The sequence below is a fragment of the Cupriavidus sp. H19C3 genome, from assembly GCF_049393815.1.
Lineage (GTDB): Bacteria > Pseudomonadota > Gammaproteobacteria > Burkholderiales > Burkholderiaceae > Cupriavidus.
Window position 1 is genome coordinate 3,678,787 of the sequence record NZ_CP184985.1, and the last position, 15,482, is coordinate 3,694,268.

The window sequence follows — 15,482 nt, forward strand, 5'->3', positions numbered from 1 at the left end:
AAATCGATCACAATCGTCCGCCATGCTCTGGATCAAGTCGCTGCATATCGTCTTTGTGGTTTCGTGGTTCGCCGGGCTGTTCTATCTGCCGCGCATCTTCGTCAATCTGGCGATGGAGACCGATACGGCGGCCACGCAGCGGCTGCTGCTGATGGCGCGCAAGCTGTTCCGCTTCATGACGATACTGGCGGTGCCGGCCGTGGTGTTCGGCCTGTGGCTGTTTCTCGGCTACGGCATCGGACGCGGGCCGGGACAGGGGTGGATGCATGCGAAGCTCGCGCTGGTGGTGGTGCTGATCGGCTATCACCATGGCTGCGGCGTATTGCTGCGCAAGTTCGAAGCGGGCCGTAATACGCGCTCGCACACGTTTTATCGCTGGTTCAACGAGATGCCGGTACTGGTACTGCTGGCAATCGTGATCCTGGTGGTGGTCAAACCGTTCTGAGGAAAAGATGAGCAAGCAGGTCGAATATTTCCTGGCGCCCCAGTCCCCGTTCGTCTATCTGGGGCATGCGCGCTTCGTGGAGATCGCGGCGCGCCACAACGCGCAGGTCCTCCTCAAGCCGTGCGATCTCGGCAAGGTCTTCTCGGTTTCGGGCGGTCTGCCGCTCGCGCAACGCCCGCCGCAGCGGCAGGCGTACCGGCTGGTGGAGATCGTGCGCTGGGGCGAATACCTGGGCGTGCCGATCCACCCGCAGCCGACCTTCTTTCCGGTCTCCGGCGACGCCGCCGCGCGCCTGATCATTGCCGCGCAACTGGCCCACGGCACGGCGCGCGCGCTGGTGCTGACCGGCGCCATCTGCCGTGCCGTGTGGGCCGAGCAGCGCAATATCGCCGACGCGGCCACGCTGGCCCAGATCGCGGACGAGAACGGCTTTGACGGCGCGAGCCTGCTCAAGGCCAGCGAGGCGCAGGCGGTGCAGGCGGCCTATGCGCAGAACACGCAGGACGCGATGTCTGCGGGCGTGTTCGGCGCGCCGTGGTTCGTGGTGGATGGCGAGTCGTTCTGGGGCCAGGACCGGCTTGAATTTGTCGACCGCGCGCTGGCGGCGCGCTGAGGCCGGCACGATCGTATCGCGGTATCCCGTCCGCCACGGCGGACGTTTTTGTTTGCGGCGGCGGCTTTGCCCGTAGCCGCCTGTGTGGTCCGCTTGTTGCCCCTTTGTTGTCCCCTTGTTGTCTCATTGTTGCCCGATGCCATGACCGAAGCCTTCTTTGCCCCTTGCCCGCGCGGCCTCGAGAGCGCGCTTGCCGAAGAGCTGCGCGAGATCGCCCAGATGCCGGTGGTGGTCGCCACGGCGCCGTTCAATGTCCATGGCGAGATGCCGGGCGGCGTGCCGTTCTCGGGCGGCATGGCGGCCGCCTATGCGGTCAACCTCCATTCGCGCATTGCCAGCCGCGTGCTGCTGCGCGTGGCGCAGAAGGGTTGCCGGCATGAGGACGATGTCTACGCGCTGGCACGCGCGCAGCGCTGGGAGACCTGGTTCTCGCCCGACGAGTCGTTGCGTATCGATGTCACCTCGCACAAGTCGCCGCTGCGCAGCCTCAACTTTGCCGCGCTGCGCGTCAAGGACGGTATCTGCGACGCCATGCGCGAGCGGCTCGGTGCGCGGCCGAGCGTGGATACGGTCAGCCCCGATGTGCGCGTGTACGCGCACCTGACCGAGTTCGACTGCACGCTCTACCTCGATACCACCGGCGAGCCGTTGTTCAAGCGCGGCTGGCGCATGGAAAAGGGCGAGGCGCCGCTCAAGGAGAACCTTGCCGCCGGCATCCTGCGGCTGGCGGGCTGGGTGCCCGGGCACACCGCGCGGCCGTTCTACGACCCGATGTGTGGCAGCGGCACCTTCCTGGTGGAGGCGGCCCAGGTCGCGCTGGGCATGGCGCCGGGCGCGGGCCGCACGTTTGCGTTCGAATGGCTCAAGGGCGCCGACACACGGGCCTGGCAGACGCTGCGCAGCGACGCCCAGCGCGCGCGCGAACTGGCCCAGGCGGCCAATCCCGATACGCTGCGGGTGGCAGGCTCCGATATTTCGACGGACATGCTGGCCAAGGCGCAGGCCAACTGGCAGCGCGCGGGCCTGCCGGGCGAAGCGCGCCTCAAGCAGGTCGATGCGCGCTTTGTCCAGCCGCCATCGTTTGCGGACGTGGGTGCCGAGGCGGGGGCGGGTACGGCGGAGTCGGCCGAGCCGGGCATGCTGTTGATGAATCCGCCCTACGGCGAGCGTATCGTCGTGCGCGGCGAGCGGCGCCAGCCAGCCGAGGCCGCGCCGCGCGACGAAGCCGAGGAGGCCGCCGCCAACCAGTTTGCGAGCGCGTTTGCCACCACGCTCAAGCAGCATTTCGCGGGCTGGCAGGCGTGGGTCTTCACGGGCGACATGACCATGCCCCGGCGCATGCGGCTCAAGGAATCGCGGCGCACGCCGCTCTACAACGGCAATATCGAATGCCGGCTGTTCCGCTTTGACATGGTGCGTGGCGGCAACCGGCCTGCCGCGGACCGTTCGTCGGACACCAGCCCGGGCACCGCGCCGGACACCGGTCCGGCGGCCTGATCAGGCCTTGCGGTGGGTGAGCGCCTCGCGATTGCGGGCGAACTCGCTCAGGAAGCTCTGCAGACTGACCACCGGCTCCTGCAGCAGATGGCGCGGCAGGTCGAACAGGGCATAGAAATATTCCTCGCGGCCTTCGCAGCGCTCCGCCGGCAGGCAGTACTGCTCCCAGTCGATGCAGGCCGGCGTGTACATGCCGTTGCCGGGCCAGAAGAACGGCACGATGCGGCCCTCGCGCAGGCCTTCGATCAACGCGGCCGGCGCCTCGTAAGCTTCCGCCGATTCCACCTGGTTCATCAGCCCGGCGCGGGTCTCGATCACCATCAGGGTGGCGTGGCCTTGTGCCGTCAGCAGCAGGATGCCGACCGGATTCGGGTAGAGGTAGTACTCGACGAAGTTGTAGCGCGCGGCGGTCTGGCGCACCCGTTCCGCCATGACCGGATCGGACAGGAACGAGTACGAATGGCGCGTCAGCAGGTCGCGCAGCGTGCGTGACAGCGTGGCGAAGTACTGTTGCTGCAGTGCGTCGATCTCCTGATCGAGGCGCGCCACCATGTTGGGGTCGTGCTTCTTGACGTAGCGGTCGATCAGCCCGTTGTTGAAACCCTGGATCGCGATGCTCTCGTCGGCGGTGCCGGTCAGCAGGATGGTCTTGCAGGGCAGGTCCGACAACGCCTGGCAGAACTCGAGGCCGTCCATCTGCGGCATCGAATAGTCGACCACGATCACGCCCGGCTGGAGAAAGCGCTGCACGTCGTGAATCTGGCGGTGAATGCGGTCGACGTCGAGCTGCACCGTGCGCCGCTCGCTGAGGAAGGTCAGGTCGTCGTGCGTCACGCGGACCGGCAGGAAGCCCGGGTAGCGCGTGTCGTACGACTGGCGGATCCAGGTCAGTGCCTCGCGCGGATCGGTAAAGCTGACCACCGCGCGCGACGCATCCATCTGGAAGGCCAGACTATCGATGAACGACTTGCTGTCATCCACAAGCACCGTCAGGATGGGGTGATGGAAGACCGACAGGCTTCTGTCGTGCGGGCTGAAAGTCATGATGCGTTCGGATCGGCAGCGGACGGTGAATGAGTCTCGGGTGCGGGGCGGATACGTCGAAGGCGGCGGCGCGTAGGTGCCACAGTGCGACAGTGGCACAGTGCCACAGTGCCACATGGGCTGCCACGCCGGCTGGCTGTCGCCACGCTTTGGCTCTCGCGTGGCGCCAAGGTTCGGGGCCAGTATAGCGCGCCAACGGGGCCGCGCAAGCCGCGCGCCGCAAAGCAAACGGCCGGCGTTGTCCGCTGGCCGCATGACTTCGAAAACTTTGATTTCAGGTATTCACCGCACTTTATTCGGCGCCCGATCTGCCGTTATTCAACGGCCTTGACCATGTCTTCGACCACCTTCTTGGCGTCGCCGAACACCATCATCGTCTTGTCCATGTAGAACAGTTCGTTGTCGAGTCCAGCATAGCCGGCCGCCATCGAACGCTTGTTGACGATAATGGTCTTGGCCTTGTAGGCCTCGAGGATCGGCATGCCGGCGATCGGCGATTTCGGATCGGTCTTGGCGGCCGGGTTGACCACGTCGTTGGCACCCAGCACCAGCACCACGTCGGCCTGCCCGAATTCGCTGTTGATGTCCTCCATCTCGAACACCTGGTCGTACGGTACCTCGGCCTCGGCCAGCAGCACGTTCATGTGCCCGGGCATGCGGCCCGCCACCGGATGGATCGCGTACTTCACGGTCACCCCGGCGTCGGTCAGCTTCTCGGTCAGCTCCTTGAGCGCATGCTGCGCGCGCGCGACCGCCAGGCCGTAGCCCGGCACGATGATCACGGTCTCGGCATTGCCCATCAGGAACGCGGCGTCGTCGGCCGAACCCGACTTGACGTTGCGCTGGGCCTGCGTGCCCGCGCTGGCGCCGCCGGCCTCGCCGCCAAAGCCGCCCAGGATCACGTTGAAGAACGAGCGGTTCATCGCCCGGCACATGATGTACGAGAGGATGGCACCGGACGAACCCACCAGCGAGCCCGCGATGATCAGCATCGGGTTGTTGAGCGAGAAGCCGATACCGGCCGCGGCCCAGCCCGAGTACGAGTTCAGCATCGACACCACCACCGGCATGTCGGCGCCGCCGATCGGGATGATGATCAGCACGCCGAGCACGAAGGCGATCGCGAGCATGATCAGGAACGGCAGCCACGCCTGCGTCAGGAAGAAGATGATGCCGAAGCCGACCATCGCGATGGCCAGCAGCAGGTTCAGCCAGTGCTGGCCGGCAAACACCACCGGCGCGCCCTGGAACAGGCGGAACTTGTAGCGGCCGGCCAGCTTGCCGAACGCGATGACCGAACCCGAGAACGTGATCGCCCCGACGAAGCAGCCGATGAACAGTTCCACGCGGTTGCCGGTCGGGATCAGGTGCGAACCCGGGGCCGAGATGCCGAAGGCGTCCGGCTCCGCCACCGCAGCCACCGCGATGAACACGGCGGCAAGACCGATCAGCGAGTGCATCGCGGCCACCAGTTCCGGCATCTTGGTCATCTCGACCTTGCGCGCCACATAGGCGCCGATGCCGCCGCCGACCACCAGCGCGGCAAGGATCAGGCCGATGCCGGTACCGACCGATTCCTGCGCCACGCCGGCCGCGAGAAATTCGTTCTTGAGCTTGACGATCAGGACCAGCGTGGTCACCACGGCGAGGGCCATGCCGATCATGCCGAACGCGTTGCCCTTGCGCGCGGAGGCCGGGTGCGACAGGCCCTTGAGCGCCTGGATGAAGCAGATCGAGGCCACCAGGTAGAGCAGGGTGACGAGGTTCATGCTGATGAGCGCCATTACGCAGCCTCCTTCGCAGCCTCGGTCCTGGCCTTCGGTTCCTTCTTCTTGAACATCTCCAGCATGCGCTGGGTCACGAGGAAGCCGCCGAACACATTGACCGCCGCGAGTGCCACCGCGAGCGTACCCATCACGCGGCCCACGCCGCCTTCGGTGAGGCCGGCCGCGAGCATCGCGCCGACGATGATGATGGCCGAGATCGCATTGGTCACGGCCATCAGGGGGGTGTGCAGCGCCGGTGTGACCGTCCACACCACGTGGTAGCCCACGTATATCGCCAGCACGAAGATGATCAGGTTGATCACCGTGTGGTTCACCATCTCCATCGACTTCTCCTCCGTTGCTTGAATCCTGTGATTCCGGTAACCGGGTCGACTTCCCTGCAAACCTGCGCCATGTCCGTGCCGCGCGGCACGGGCATGGTACCTCCTCCCGGGAGGTCAGAGCTGTTTGATTTCCTTGATGCCGTTATTGCCATCCACCAGGATGATCTTCGGCTTGTACGTGCGGATTTCCTCGTCGCTCATCGGCGCGTAGGTGCAGATGATGAGCTGGTCGCCCAGATGCGCGCGGCGCGCCGCGGCGCCGTTGAGCGAGATCTCGCCGCTGCCGCGCACGCCCTTGATGATGTACGTGGAAAAGCGCTCGCCATTGTTCACGTTGTAGAGCTCGATCTTCTCGAACTCCTTCATGTCGGCGGCTTCGAGCAGGTTCTCGTCGATGCCGCACGAGCCCTCGTAGTTCAGGTCCGCCTGTGTCACGGTGACACGGTGGAGCTTGGCGCGAAGCATGATGCGTTGCATGGGTAATACGTCCTTCAGGAATAAAACGTGCGGCGCCGGTGCGAAGCCGGCGCCGTCGGTGGGTAAAGCTGGCAAAGCGGACCAAGCGGACCAAGCGGACCAGGCGGACCAGGCGGACCAAGCGGGTACACCGCGCCCGGCGTCAGGCGGCCTGCCTGATGAGCTGGCCGTCGCGGCACATCAGGCACGCAGCCACGATGTCGTCCTCGAGGTTCAGCGTGTAGCGCGCGTCCTTGTCGACGATCAGCTTGAGGAAGTCGAGCACGTTGCGCGCGTAGAGCGCCGACGCATCGGCGGCCACCATGCTGGCAAGGTTGGTATGGCCGACGAAGATCACGCCGTGCCGCTCCACCACTTCGTCGGCGACGGTCAGCGGACAGTTGCCGCCCTGCGCGGCGGCAAGGTCCACCACCACCGAGCCCGGCTTCATCTGGCGCACCGTGTCTTCCTGCAGCAGGACCGGTGCCTTGCGGCCCGGGATCAGCGCGGTGGTGATGACGATATCGGCCTGGCGCGCGCGCTCGTGCACGAGCTCGGCCTGGCGGCGCATCCAGTCGGGCGGCATCGGGCGCGCATAGCCGCCCACGCCTTGCGCGATCTCGCGCTCCTCGTCGGTGATGAACGGCACGTCGAGGAACTTGGCGCCGAGCGATTCGATCTGCTCCTTGACCGCGGGGCGCACGTCCGACGCCTCGATCACGGCGCCCAGGCGCTTGGCCGTGGCGATCGCCTGCAGGCCAGCCACGCCGGCGCCGAGGATCAGCACGCGCGCGGCTTTCACCGTGCCGGCCGCGGTCATCAGCATGGGCATGAAGCGCTGGTAGTGGTGCGCGGCGATCAGCACGGCCTTGTAGCCGGCGATATTGGCCTGCGACGACAGCACGTCCATGCTTTGCGCGCGCGTGGTTCGCGGGGCGGCCTCGAGCGCGAAAGCGGTGATCGAGGCGGCGGCCATGCGCGCGTTGTTCTCGACATCAAAAGGATTGAGCATGCCCACCAGGATCGAGCCGGGCTTCATCTGGGCGCGCTCGGCGTCGTCCGGGGCGCGCACCTTGAGCACCAGCTCGGCGCCAAGCGCGTCGGCAGCGCTGCCGATGCGCGCGCCGACCGCCTCGTAGGCCGAGTCCGGTTGGCTCGCCCGTACGCCCGCGCCCGTCTGCACCGTGACCTGATGGCCCTGGGCGACATACTTCTTGACGGTCTCGGGGGTGGCGGCGACGCGAGTTTCGCCTGCCCGCGTTTCCTGCGGGATGCCGATATGCATCGTCAATTTCTCCTTTTGATGGCGTCGTTACTCACATTTTGTATTTGGGCCGGGCGGACGTCTGCGCCCGTGGGGAACCCGTCCGGATACCCCAAGTTTTGTGCAGCTTACCCGAATATCCTGGCGCATGGTGACCATGCGGTCGGCTTTTGTGCCGTCGGGCGCCACTTATTTTGAGCGCGCATGAAAGGCGAGATTTGATGCGCGAGCCCCGCTTCTTGACACCGATTTGATGCCCCGCTCCGTATCGTGGCGGGCACGCCGCATCCGGGCCACCCGCATCCCAGGGGGCCCGGGTGCGATCCTCCACCCAGTCAAGAACCGCCATGATCGCTTTACGTCCGACGACGTCCGTACTGTCCCGTCTTCCCTCCTGCCTGCCCTCGCTACGCGCGCTGCTGCCGGCCGCGGTCCTGCTGGCCGCGCCCGGCGCCGCCGTGCTGGCCCAGCAGGCGCCGGACGCGCCTTCGTCCGCCAGCGCAAACGCGAACGCAAACGCAACGGCGTCCGCGGCGTCGCCTCATAGCTTCACCGCCAACCTCACGCTCGCCACCGAGTACCGCTATCGCGGCCTGATGCAGACCAATCGCCGCCCGGCCATCCAGGGCGGATTCGACTACTCGCACGAGAGCGGGCTCTACCTCGGCAACTGGAACTCGAACATCAGCTGGCTCTCCGACAGCAACGCGCAGGTGTCGGCGCCGATCGAGATGGATTTCTACGGTGGCTTCCGCAACCGCGTCGACGTGGCGGGGGCGGAGATCAACTACGACGTGGGCGTGCTCGAGTACTACTATCCGGGCGACTATCCCACCGGCTTCACGCGGCCATATACCACCGAGATCTATGCGGGCGTGGGCTATGGTCCGGTCTTTCTCAAGTACTCGCATGCGCTGACCAACCTGTTCGGTTTTGCCGACAGCAGGAACAGCTACTACATCGACCTCTCGGCCAATGTCCCGCTCAACGTGTGGGACCTGACCTTCAACGCGCATGTGGGCTACCAGGGCGTGGCGCACTTCAGCGAGGCCTCGTACACCGACTGGAAGGCCGGTCTGACCAAGGACTTCGGCCACGGCCTGACGGTGTCGCTGGCCTATCTCGACACCAATGCCGCGCGCGGCGTCTACACCAACGCGCATGGGCGCTACATGGGCAAGGCCACCGCGTTCGCATCGGTCACCAGGACGTTCTGAGGCGCCGGCATACGGCGGGGCGGGGCGGCGTCGTTGACGCGCTTTTGATGTCCGGGCCCCGCTTTGCTGCATCAAATTGAGGCGCGCGTCCCTAGCATGTTCACATGTTCCACAGACGACCCGCCGCGCGCGGGTCCACCTTCATGAGACCGTCCAGCCTTGCCCTCGCCTTTGCAGCCGTGCCCCGACGTCGGATGGCCCGTGCACGATCGGCGCCGCCGCGCGGCGCGGGGAACGCCGCGCTGGCCCTCGCCCCTGCCGCCGGTCCCGTCGGCGCCCGACGCGGCGAGGCCGTGGTGCGGCCGCACGCGGGCAGCGGCGCGGGTCACTGGATCCGGCTCCGGCTGGCGGTGGCCTCGGCCCAGGTATTCGCGCTGCGGCAGACGTTGCATCGCGCGCTGGGCGAGGTGGCACGCATCTACGTGGTGGAGGTCGATCACCGTCACGGCGAAACCATCCTCCATATCGAAGTGGCCCGCGGTGGCCGCGATGCGGCCATGCACGCGATCATGCGCGCGCTGCCCGCCGCCGAGTTCGGCGTGACGACGTTGCTCGGGAGCGAGCATGGCACGCACTGACGCGCTGGCCGGTGCGCGCAACCCGCGCGGGCGCGGCATGGCCACCGTGGGCACCGTCGGCAGCATGGACACCGGCGCGGTGGCGCGCGCCGCAATCGGGCCCGGCCTGTGGCTGCCGCTGGTGACGCCGATGCGCGCCGGCGCCCCCGATCTCGCCGTGCTGCAACGCCTGGCCGCGTGGTACGCGGACGCCGGGGTGGACGGGCTCATCGGGCTGGGCACCACGGGCGAGGGCGGCCTGCTGACCGATGCGGAACGGCTCGCGGTGATCGCGGCCGTGACGGAAGCCGTGCATGGCAAGGTGCCCGTGATGGCGGGCGTAGGCGCGGTCGATACGCGCGCCGTGTGCGAACAGGTACGCCGGCTCGAACGCCACGACCTCGCCGGCTACCTGGTGCCGCCGCCCTACTATCTGCGCGTGTCGGACGAAGGCATCGCCTGGCATGTGCGCCGCGTGGCCAGCCAGACCGCGCGGCCGCTCATGCTCTATAACGTGCCGCGCCGCACCGGCGCGACCATTTCGCCGGACCTCGCGCTGCGGCTGGCCGCGCAGGGGCAGGTGTGCGCCATCAAGGAGTGCGATCCGGCCGGCATGCGGGCGCTGGCCGGGCAGGACGGCATCGCGGTGTATTGCGGCGACGATGCGTCGATGTTGGACCATCTGCTGGCCGGCGGTGCCGGGGTGGTGCCGGCCGCCGCGCATGTGCGGCCCGATCTGTTCGTGCAACTGCTGCGGCGGGTACGCGCCGGCGACGAGGCCGGTGCCCGCGCGCTGTTTGCGCGGCTGGTGCCGTTGATCGCGCTGCTGTTCGCTGAGCCGAACCCGGCGCCGGTCAAGGCGGCGCTGGCGCTGTGCGGCCTCGCGCGCGACGAGGTACGCCTGCCGTTGACGCCGGCCAGCGCCGCGCTGGTGGCCCGGCTCGAGATGACGCTGGCGCGGCTGCCGCCGCCGGTCGCCGCGCCAGCGGGGGCGCCGGCCTTGCCGCCCGTGCCGGGCGCGCGTAACGCGATGCACGATCGGGCCGCAGCCGGTAAAATGCCGGATTGCCTAAAAAATGTGCATCATGTCACGTGACTGGAACGCCAGCGTCACCGTCGCCGCCGTCATCGAACGCGGCGGCCGCTTCCTGCTGGTCGAAGAGGAAACCCCCGGACGGCCTGCGGCTCAACCAGCCCGCGGGCCACCTGGAAGCGGGCGAGAGCCTGATCCGCGCCGTCATCCGCGAAACGCTGGAGGAAACCGCGCACACCTTCGAGCCGCGCGCGCTGCTCGGCTGCTATATGAGCCGCGGCCGGTCCTCGCGCGACCATGGCGATACCACCTATGTCCGTTTTGCCTTTACCGGCGACCTCGGCGCGCTCGACGAGGGCCGCCAGCTCGATACCGGCATCGTGCGCACGGTATGGATGGGCGCGGACGAGTTGCGGGCCTGTCCCGAGCGCCATCGCACGCCGCTGCTGATGGCGTGCGTCGACGACTATCTGGCGGGCAAGCGCTTTGCGCTCGATGTCCTCTACACCCACCCGAACGCGCTGGCGCAGCCGGCGGCGGACGCCATCCCGGCCGACGCGGAGGGCCAGCCATGAGCGGGCGCCGCGTGGTGGTCGGCATGTCGGGCGGCGTGGACTCGTCGGTCACCGCCTGGCTGCTCAAGCAGCAGGGGTACGAGGTGATCGGCCTGTTCATGAAGAACTGGGAGGATGACGACGACAGCGAGTACTGCTCGACGCGCCAGGACTGGCTCGACGTGGCCTCGGTGGCCGATGTGATCGGCGTCGACGTGGAAGCCGTCAATTTTGCCGCCGAGTACAAGGACCGCGTGTTTGCCGACTTCCTGCGCGAATACTCGGCCGGCCGCACCCCCAACCCCGACGTGCTGTGCAATGCCGAGATCAAGTTCAAGGCGTTTCTCGACCACGCGATGTCGCTCGGCGCGGACCTGATCGCCACCGGCCACTATGCGCGCGTGCGGCAGGGCGCCGACGGGCGTTTCGAGTTGCTGAAGGCGCTCGACCCGACCAAGGACCAGAGCTACTTCCTGCACCGGCTGAACCAGGCGCAGCTGTCGCGCACGCTGTTTCCGCTGGGCGACATGCCGAAGACGCGCGTGCGCGAGATCGCGGCCGAGATCGGTCTGCCCAACGCGAAGAAGAAGGATTCCACCGGTATCTGCTTTATCGGCGAGCGGCCGTTCCGCGACTTCCTGAACCGCTATCTGCCGACCCACCCGGGGCCGATGAAGACCGACGACGGCAAGGTGGTGGGCGAGCATATCGGGCTGGCGTTCTATACGCTGGGCCAGCGCAAGGGAATCGGGCTGGGCGGCAGCCGCGAGGGCAGCGGCGATGCCTGGTACGTGGCGCGCAAGGACATGGCGAGCAACACGCTATACGTGGTGCAGGGCCACGATCATCCGTGGCTGCTGTCGTCCACGCTGGACGCGGCCGATCTGTCGTGGGTCGCCGGTGAAGCGCCGGCGCGCGGGCTCGAGATTGCCGCCAAGACGCGCTATCGGCAGAGCGATGCCGCCTGCCGCGTGGACCAGGCCGACGGCGATGCGCTGGCGCTGGCGTTTGCCGAGGCACAATGGGCGGTGACGCCCGGCCAGTCGGCCGTGCTCTACGACGGCGACGTCTGCCTGGGCGGCGGCATCATCCAGTAAGGGCGGCGCTTACGCGCTTACGCCTTGGGAATCTGCGTATCGACAAACGACTGGCGCTTCTCGATCTTTTCCTGGAACGCGGCGAGGTTGGGATGCCGTGTGCGCCATGGAATCTCGGGGAAGCGGAAGTCGAGGTAGGCCAGCGCGCAGCCCATCGCCACGTCGGCCAGCGTGTAATGGATGCCGGTGCACCACGGGCGGTCGCCGAGGCCGTTGGCCATCGCCACCAGCGCCGCATCGATCTTGCCGCGCTGGCGTTCGACCCAGCTCTGGCTGCGCTCGTTCTCGGTGCGCAGGGTGTGCTCCATGCGCACCAGCAAGGCCGCGTCGAGCAGGCCGTCGGCGAGCGCTTCCCAGCAACGGACTTCCAGGCGCTCGCGACCGCTTTGCGGAATCAGCCGGCTGACCGGCGAGAGCGTGTCGGCATACTCGACGATGACACGCGAATCGAATACCGCGCCGCCGTCTTCCATGACCAGGCAAGGCACCTTGCCGAGCGGATTGAATTGGCCGATGCGAGTGTCCGGCGAATAGACGTTCTCCTCGATCATCTGGTAGTCGATCTTCTTTTCCGCCAGCACGACGCGCACCTTGCGCGCGTACGGGCTGGTCAGCGATACATACAGCTTCATATTCTCCCCTTGAGCTTGTTATGAAGTGCATCGGCGCTCCGTGGCAGGCGGCTGGCGCAGGCTGGGCGCGGCCTCCATGCCCGATGCACTTCATAACAGGCTACCGGAAGGGCGTGCGCGAGTATACCCGCGCCAACGCCCGAATGCCGCCCCATTGCGGGCTTGCGCACGGATGCGCGGGGCCGTCGGCCGATGCCCCGCACAGGGCCGGGGCGCGATGGTAAAATCGCGCGTTACGCGATGCCAGACCGCCTGCCGAGGTGCCTGTGACATCCCTGCGGACGATCCCGGAGGACGGTCCCCCGAGGACCATCCCCAAGGACCATCCTCGAGGATGATCCCCGAGGACCGTCTCCGCAGACGATTTGCGGGCAGCAGGCAGGCAGGCAGGCAGGTCCGGGCCGTGCGGCGCATTGGTCGCATCTGCGGTCCGACGCCCCGATGTCGTCGATGTCGTCGATGCCGCCGACGCCGTCGATGCCCGGTTTCCTCCATCGCATTCCCTTTCTTCGTTGCTTATTTCCTCCCGGTTGCCAGCATGTCCACGCCACTCCTATCGCCGCTTACCGCCTTGTCCCCGATCGACGGCCGCTACGCCTCCAAGGCCGATGCGCTGCGCGAATGGCTCTCCGAAGCGGCCTTCATGCGCAACCGCGTCAAGGTCGAGGTCCACTGGCTGATCGCGCTGTCCCAGGCCGGCCTGCCCGACATACCGAAGTTCTCGGCCGACTCCGAGGCCAGGCTGCTGGCGCTGGTGGACAACTTCAGCGAAGCCGACGCCGCGCGCATCAAGGACATCGAGGCCGTGACCAATCACGACGTCAAGGCCGTCGAGTACTGGCTCAAGGAGCAGGTCAAGGGCAACGCCGAACTCGAGGCCGCCAGCGAATTCATTCACTTCGCCTGCACCTCGGAAGACATCAACAACACCTCGCACGGCATGATGCTCAAGGGCGCGCGCGAGGCCGTGATCGTGCCGACGCTGCGCCGCGTGCAGGCGCGCCTGGTGGAGCTGGCCAAGGCCAACGCGCGCCAGCCGATGCTGTCGCGCACGCACGGCCAGCCCGCCAGCCCGACCACGCTCGGCAAGGAAATGGCCAACGTGGCCGCGCGCCTGGCACGTGCCATCGAGCGCATCGAGCGCGTCGAACTGCTCGGCAAGATGAACGGCGCGGTCGGCAACTTCAACGCGCACCTGTCGGCGTATCCGGCGTTCGACTGGGAGTCGTTCTCGAAGCAGGTCATCGAGACCCGCCTGGGCCTGACCTTCAATCCGTACACGATCCAGATCGAGCCGCACGATTACATGGCCGAGCTGTTCGATGCGGTGGCGCGGGCCAACACGATCCTGCTCGACCTGGACCGCGATGTGTGGGGCTACATCTCGCTCGGCTACTTCAAGCAGAAGACCAAGGCCGGTGAAATCGGCTCGTCGACCATGCCGCACAAGGTCAACCCGATCGACTTCGAGAACTCCGAAGGCAACCTCGGCCTGGCCAATGCCGTGCTGCGCCACCTGTCGGAGAAGCTGCCGGTGTCGCGCTGGCAGCGCGACTTGACCGACTCGACCGTGCTGCGCAATATCGGCGTGGCGTTCGGCTACAGCCTGCTCGCCTACGAAGCCTGCCTGCGCGGCCTCGGCAAGCTGGAGACCAATCCCGAGCGCCTCAACGAGGATCTCGACAACTGCTGGGAAGTGCTGGCCGAACCGGTGCAGACCGTGATGCGCCGCTTTGGCGTGCCCAACCCGTACGAGCAGCTCAAGGAGCTGACGCGCGGCAAGGGCATCTCGCGCGAGGCGCTGCAGACCTTCGTGGCCGGGCTGGCAATTCCCGACGACGCCAGGCAGCTGCTGCTCCAGATGACGCCGGCCAGCTATATCGGCAAGGCCGTGGAACTGGCCGAGAAGATCTGACCGGGAAGATCTGACTCTCATCGCCGCGGGTTGGCGCCAGGCAGTTCAATGGTGCGAACCAATCGGCGCCGCTACCCAGGCACGAAGTGGGGCGCGGATTGGGCTCAAAGCGGGGCTCAAAGCGGGCCTCAAAGCGGGCCGCATGGCAAGCCCCGCTGTGGCACGGATGCGGCACGGATGAGGGTTTATCTTGGCCTGCGCGCCGAAATCGCTCAAGTACAATCCTACCCACTGGTAACCGGACTGACTGGGGCGAGGAGACATATGGAAGCGCGCTACGCGACACTGGCCAGGCAGATCGTCAGCGATATATCTTCGGGCAGGATCGCAGTGGGGGCGCAGTTGCCGAGCGAGGTGGAGCTCGCCAGCCAGTACGAGGTGAGCCGCGCCACGGTGCGCTCGGCACTGGATGTGGTGGAAGAGCTCGGACTGATCTCGCGCAAGCGCCGCGCGGGCACGCGCGTGGAAAGCGCAAAGCCGACGCGCGACTATACCGGCTCGGTGATGACGGTCGGCGAGCTGATGCAGTACGCGGCGGAGACCGAGCGCCATGTGCGGCAGGTCGAGGACATCGTCTGCAGCGCCGCGCTGGCGCGGCAGCTCGGTTGTGCACCGGGCAAGGCGTGGACCAACGTGCAGATGCTGCGTACCGAGCCGTCACCGGAGGGCACGCGCGGCGGCCGGCCGATCTGCTGGACCGACGTTTACCTTGAGCCCGACATCGGCCACGCCATCGGCGACCGGGTGCATGTCTCGCACGGCCTGATCTGCGAAATGATCGAGCAACAGTGCGGCCGCTTTATCTTCGAGGTCAAGCAGAGCATTCGTGCGGTGCTGCTGCCCGAGCCGCTGGCCGACGCGCTCGGCGCCGCTGCCGGCACCGCGGCGCTCGAAATCACGCGGCGCTATCTCGATCGGCTCGGCGGCATGGTGCAGGCATCGGTCAGCGTGCATCCGGCCGACCGCTTTACCTATCAGTTTTCACTGCGCCGCGACGGACCCGCGCACGCGGGCTGAACGCGAGTACGCTCGCTCGCCCGCCGGGCCG

Annotated in this window: 15 protein-coding genes and 1 pseudogene; 10 read left to right on the forward strand and 6 right to left on the reverse strand. The window is 67.1% G+C overall.

All coding sequences use genetic code 11. The annotated features are described in order from the left end of the window. Positions 1-22 precede the first annotated feature (22 nt). The 3 genes from DFLDMN_RS17030 to DFLDMN_RS17040 all read left to right on the forward strand — a co-directional run bounded on the left by DFLDMN_RS17030 (position 23) and on the right by DFLDMN_RS17040 (position 2,555). Complete coding sequence (locus DFLDMN_RS17030) at positions 23-445, forward strand: CopD family protein (RefSeq protein ID WP_423196046.1); 423 nt, start codon at positions 23-25, stop codon at positions 443-445. Between the two features lie 7 nt (positions 446-452). Then, entirely contained in the window at positions 453-1,058 is a 606-nt protein-coding gene (locus DFLDMN_RS17035) for a 2-hydroxychromene-2-carboxylate isomerase (protein WP_423196047.1), read from the forward strand. A gap of 141 nt (positions 1,059-1,199) precedes the next feature. Further along, positions 1,200-2,555, forward strand: coding sequence for a THUMP domain-containing class I SAM-dependent RNA methyltransferase (locus DFLDMN_RS17040; RefSeq protein WP_423196048.1), 1,356 nt, complete (start codon positions 1,200-1,202; stop codon positions 2,553-2,555). On the opposite strand, the gene DFLDMN_RS17045 is transcribed toward DFLDMN_RS17040, so the two are convergent. The 5 genes from DFLDMN_RS17045 to DFLDMN_RS17065 form a co-directional block, all read right to left on the reverse strand. Then, positions 2,556-3,599, reverse strand: coding sequence for a response regulator (locus DFLDMN_RS17045; RefSeq protein ID WP_423196049.1), 1,044 nt, complete (start codon positions 3,597-3,599; stop codon positions 2,556-2,558). It abuts the gene before it with no gap. 314 nt (positions 3,600-3,913) lie between these two features. Continuing rightward, positions 3,914-5,383, reverse strand: coding sequence for an NAD(P)(+) transhydrogenase (Re/Si-specific) subunit beta (locus DFLDMN_RS17050; RefSeq protein ID WP_423196050.1), 1,470 nt, complete (start codon positions 5,381-5,383; stop codon positions 3,914-3,916). Next, positions 5,383-5,709 carry an NAD(P) transhydrogenase subunit alpha gene (locus DFLDMN_RS17055; RefSeq protein WP_423196051.1) on the reverse strand — a complete coding sequence of 109 codons (327 nt, stop codon included), beginning with the start codon at positions 5,707-5,709 and terminating at the stop codon, positions 5,383-5,385. Before DFLDMN_RS17055 ends, DFLDMN_RS17050 begins: the two co-directional genes overlap by 1 nt. Before the next feature lie 114 nt (positions 5,710-5,823). Then, positions 5,824-6,186, reverse strand: a complete 363-nt coding sequence (gene panD, locus DFLDMN_RS17060; protein WP_423196052.1) for an aspartate 1-decarboxylase — start codon at positions 6,184-6,186, stop codon at positions 5,824-5,826. Positions 6,187-6,328: 142 nt separating this feature from the next. Continuing rightward, positions 6,329-7,450 (reverse strand): Re/Si-specific NAD(P)(+) transhydrogenase subunit alpha, encoded by a 1,122-nt coding sequence (locus tag DFLDMN_RS17065; protein ID WP_423196053.1) that lies wholly within the window; start codon positions 7,448-7,450, stop codon positions 6,329-6,331. A 326-nt stretch (positions 7,451-7,776) separates the two neighbouring features. Between DFLDMN_RS17065 and DFLDMN_RS17070 the strand changes: the two genes are divergently transcribed. The 5 genes and pseudogenes from DFLDMN_RS17070 (at position 7,777) to mnmA (ending at position 11,887) form a co-directional block, all read left to right on the forward strand. Then, on the forward strand, positions 7,777-8,646 hold the full coding sequence (locus DFLDMN_RS17070) for a TorF family putative porin (RefSeq protein ID WP_423196054.1): 870 nt from the start codon (positions 7,777-7,779) through the stop codon (positions 8,644-8,646). 194 nt (positions 8,647-8,840) lie between these two features. Beyond that, positions 8,841-9,224: a hypothetical protein gene (locus DFLDMN_RS17075; protein ID WP_423196055.1), complete on the forward strand. Its 384-nt coding sequence runs from the start codon at positions 8,841-8,843 to the stop codon at positions 9,222-9,224. Next, on the forward strand, positions 9,211-10,299 hold the full coding sequence (dapA, locus tag DFLDMN_RS17080) for a 4-hydroxy-tetrahydrodipicolinate synthase (protein WP_423196056.1): 1,089 nt from the start codon (positions 9,211-9,213) through the stop codon (positions 10,297-10,299). The genes DFLDMN_RS17075 and dapA overlap by 14 nt, the downstream gene beginning before the upstream one ends. Then, positions 10,280-10,811, forward strand: a pseudogene (locus DFLDMN_RS17085) (NUDIX hydrolase). Before dapA ends, DFLDMN_RS17085 begins: the two are co-directional and overlap by 20 nt. After that, positions 10,808-11,887 (forward strand): tRNA 2-thiouridine(34) synthase MnmA, encoded by a 1,080-nt coding sequence (gene mnmA / locus DFLDMN_RS17090; RefSeq protein ID WP_423196057.1) that lies wholly within the window; start codon positions 10,808-10,810, stop codon positions 11,885-11,887. Before DFLDMN_RS17085 ends, mnmA begins: the two are co-directional and overlap by 4 nt. A gap of 17 nt (positions 11,888-11,904) precedes the next feature. On the opposite strand, the gene DFLDMN_RS17095 is transcribed toward mnmA, so the two are convergent. Beyond that, positions 11,905-12,519: a glutathione S-transferase family protein gene (locus tag DFLDMN_RS17095; protein ID WP_423196058.1), complete on the reverse strand. Its 615-nt coding sequence runs from the start codon at positions 12,517-12,519 to the stop codon at positions 11,905-11,907. 538 nt (positions 12,520-13,057) lie between these two features. Here DFLDMN_RS17095 and purB point away from each other — a divergent pair. Together purB and DFLDMN_RS17105 are read left to right on the forward strand one after the other, a co-directional pair. Beyond that, positions 13,058-14,434, forward strand: a complete 1,377-nt coding sequence (gene purB / locus DFLDMN_RS17100) for an adenylosuccinate lyase (RefSeq protein ID WP_423196059.1) — start codon at positions 13,058-13,060, stop codon at positions 14,432-14,434. A 264-nt stretch (positions 14,435-14,698) separates the two neighbouring features. After that, the gene (locus tag DFLDMN_RS17105; RefSeq protein WP_423196060.1) at positions 14,699-15,451 is read left to right on the forward strand and encodes a GntR family transcriptional regulator; all 753 of its coding nucleotides are present in this window, start codon (positions 14,699-14,701) and stop codon (positions 15,449-15,451) included. Positions 15,452-15,482 lie beyond the last annotated feature (31 nt).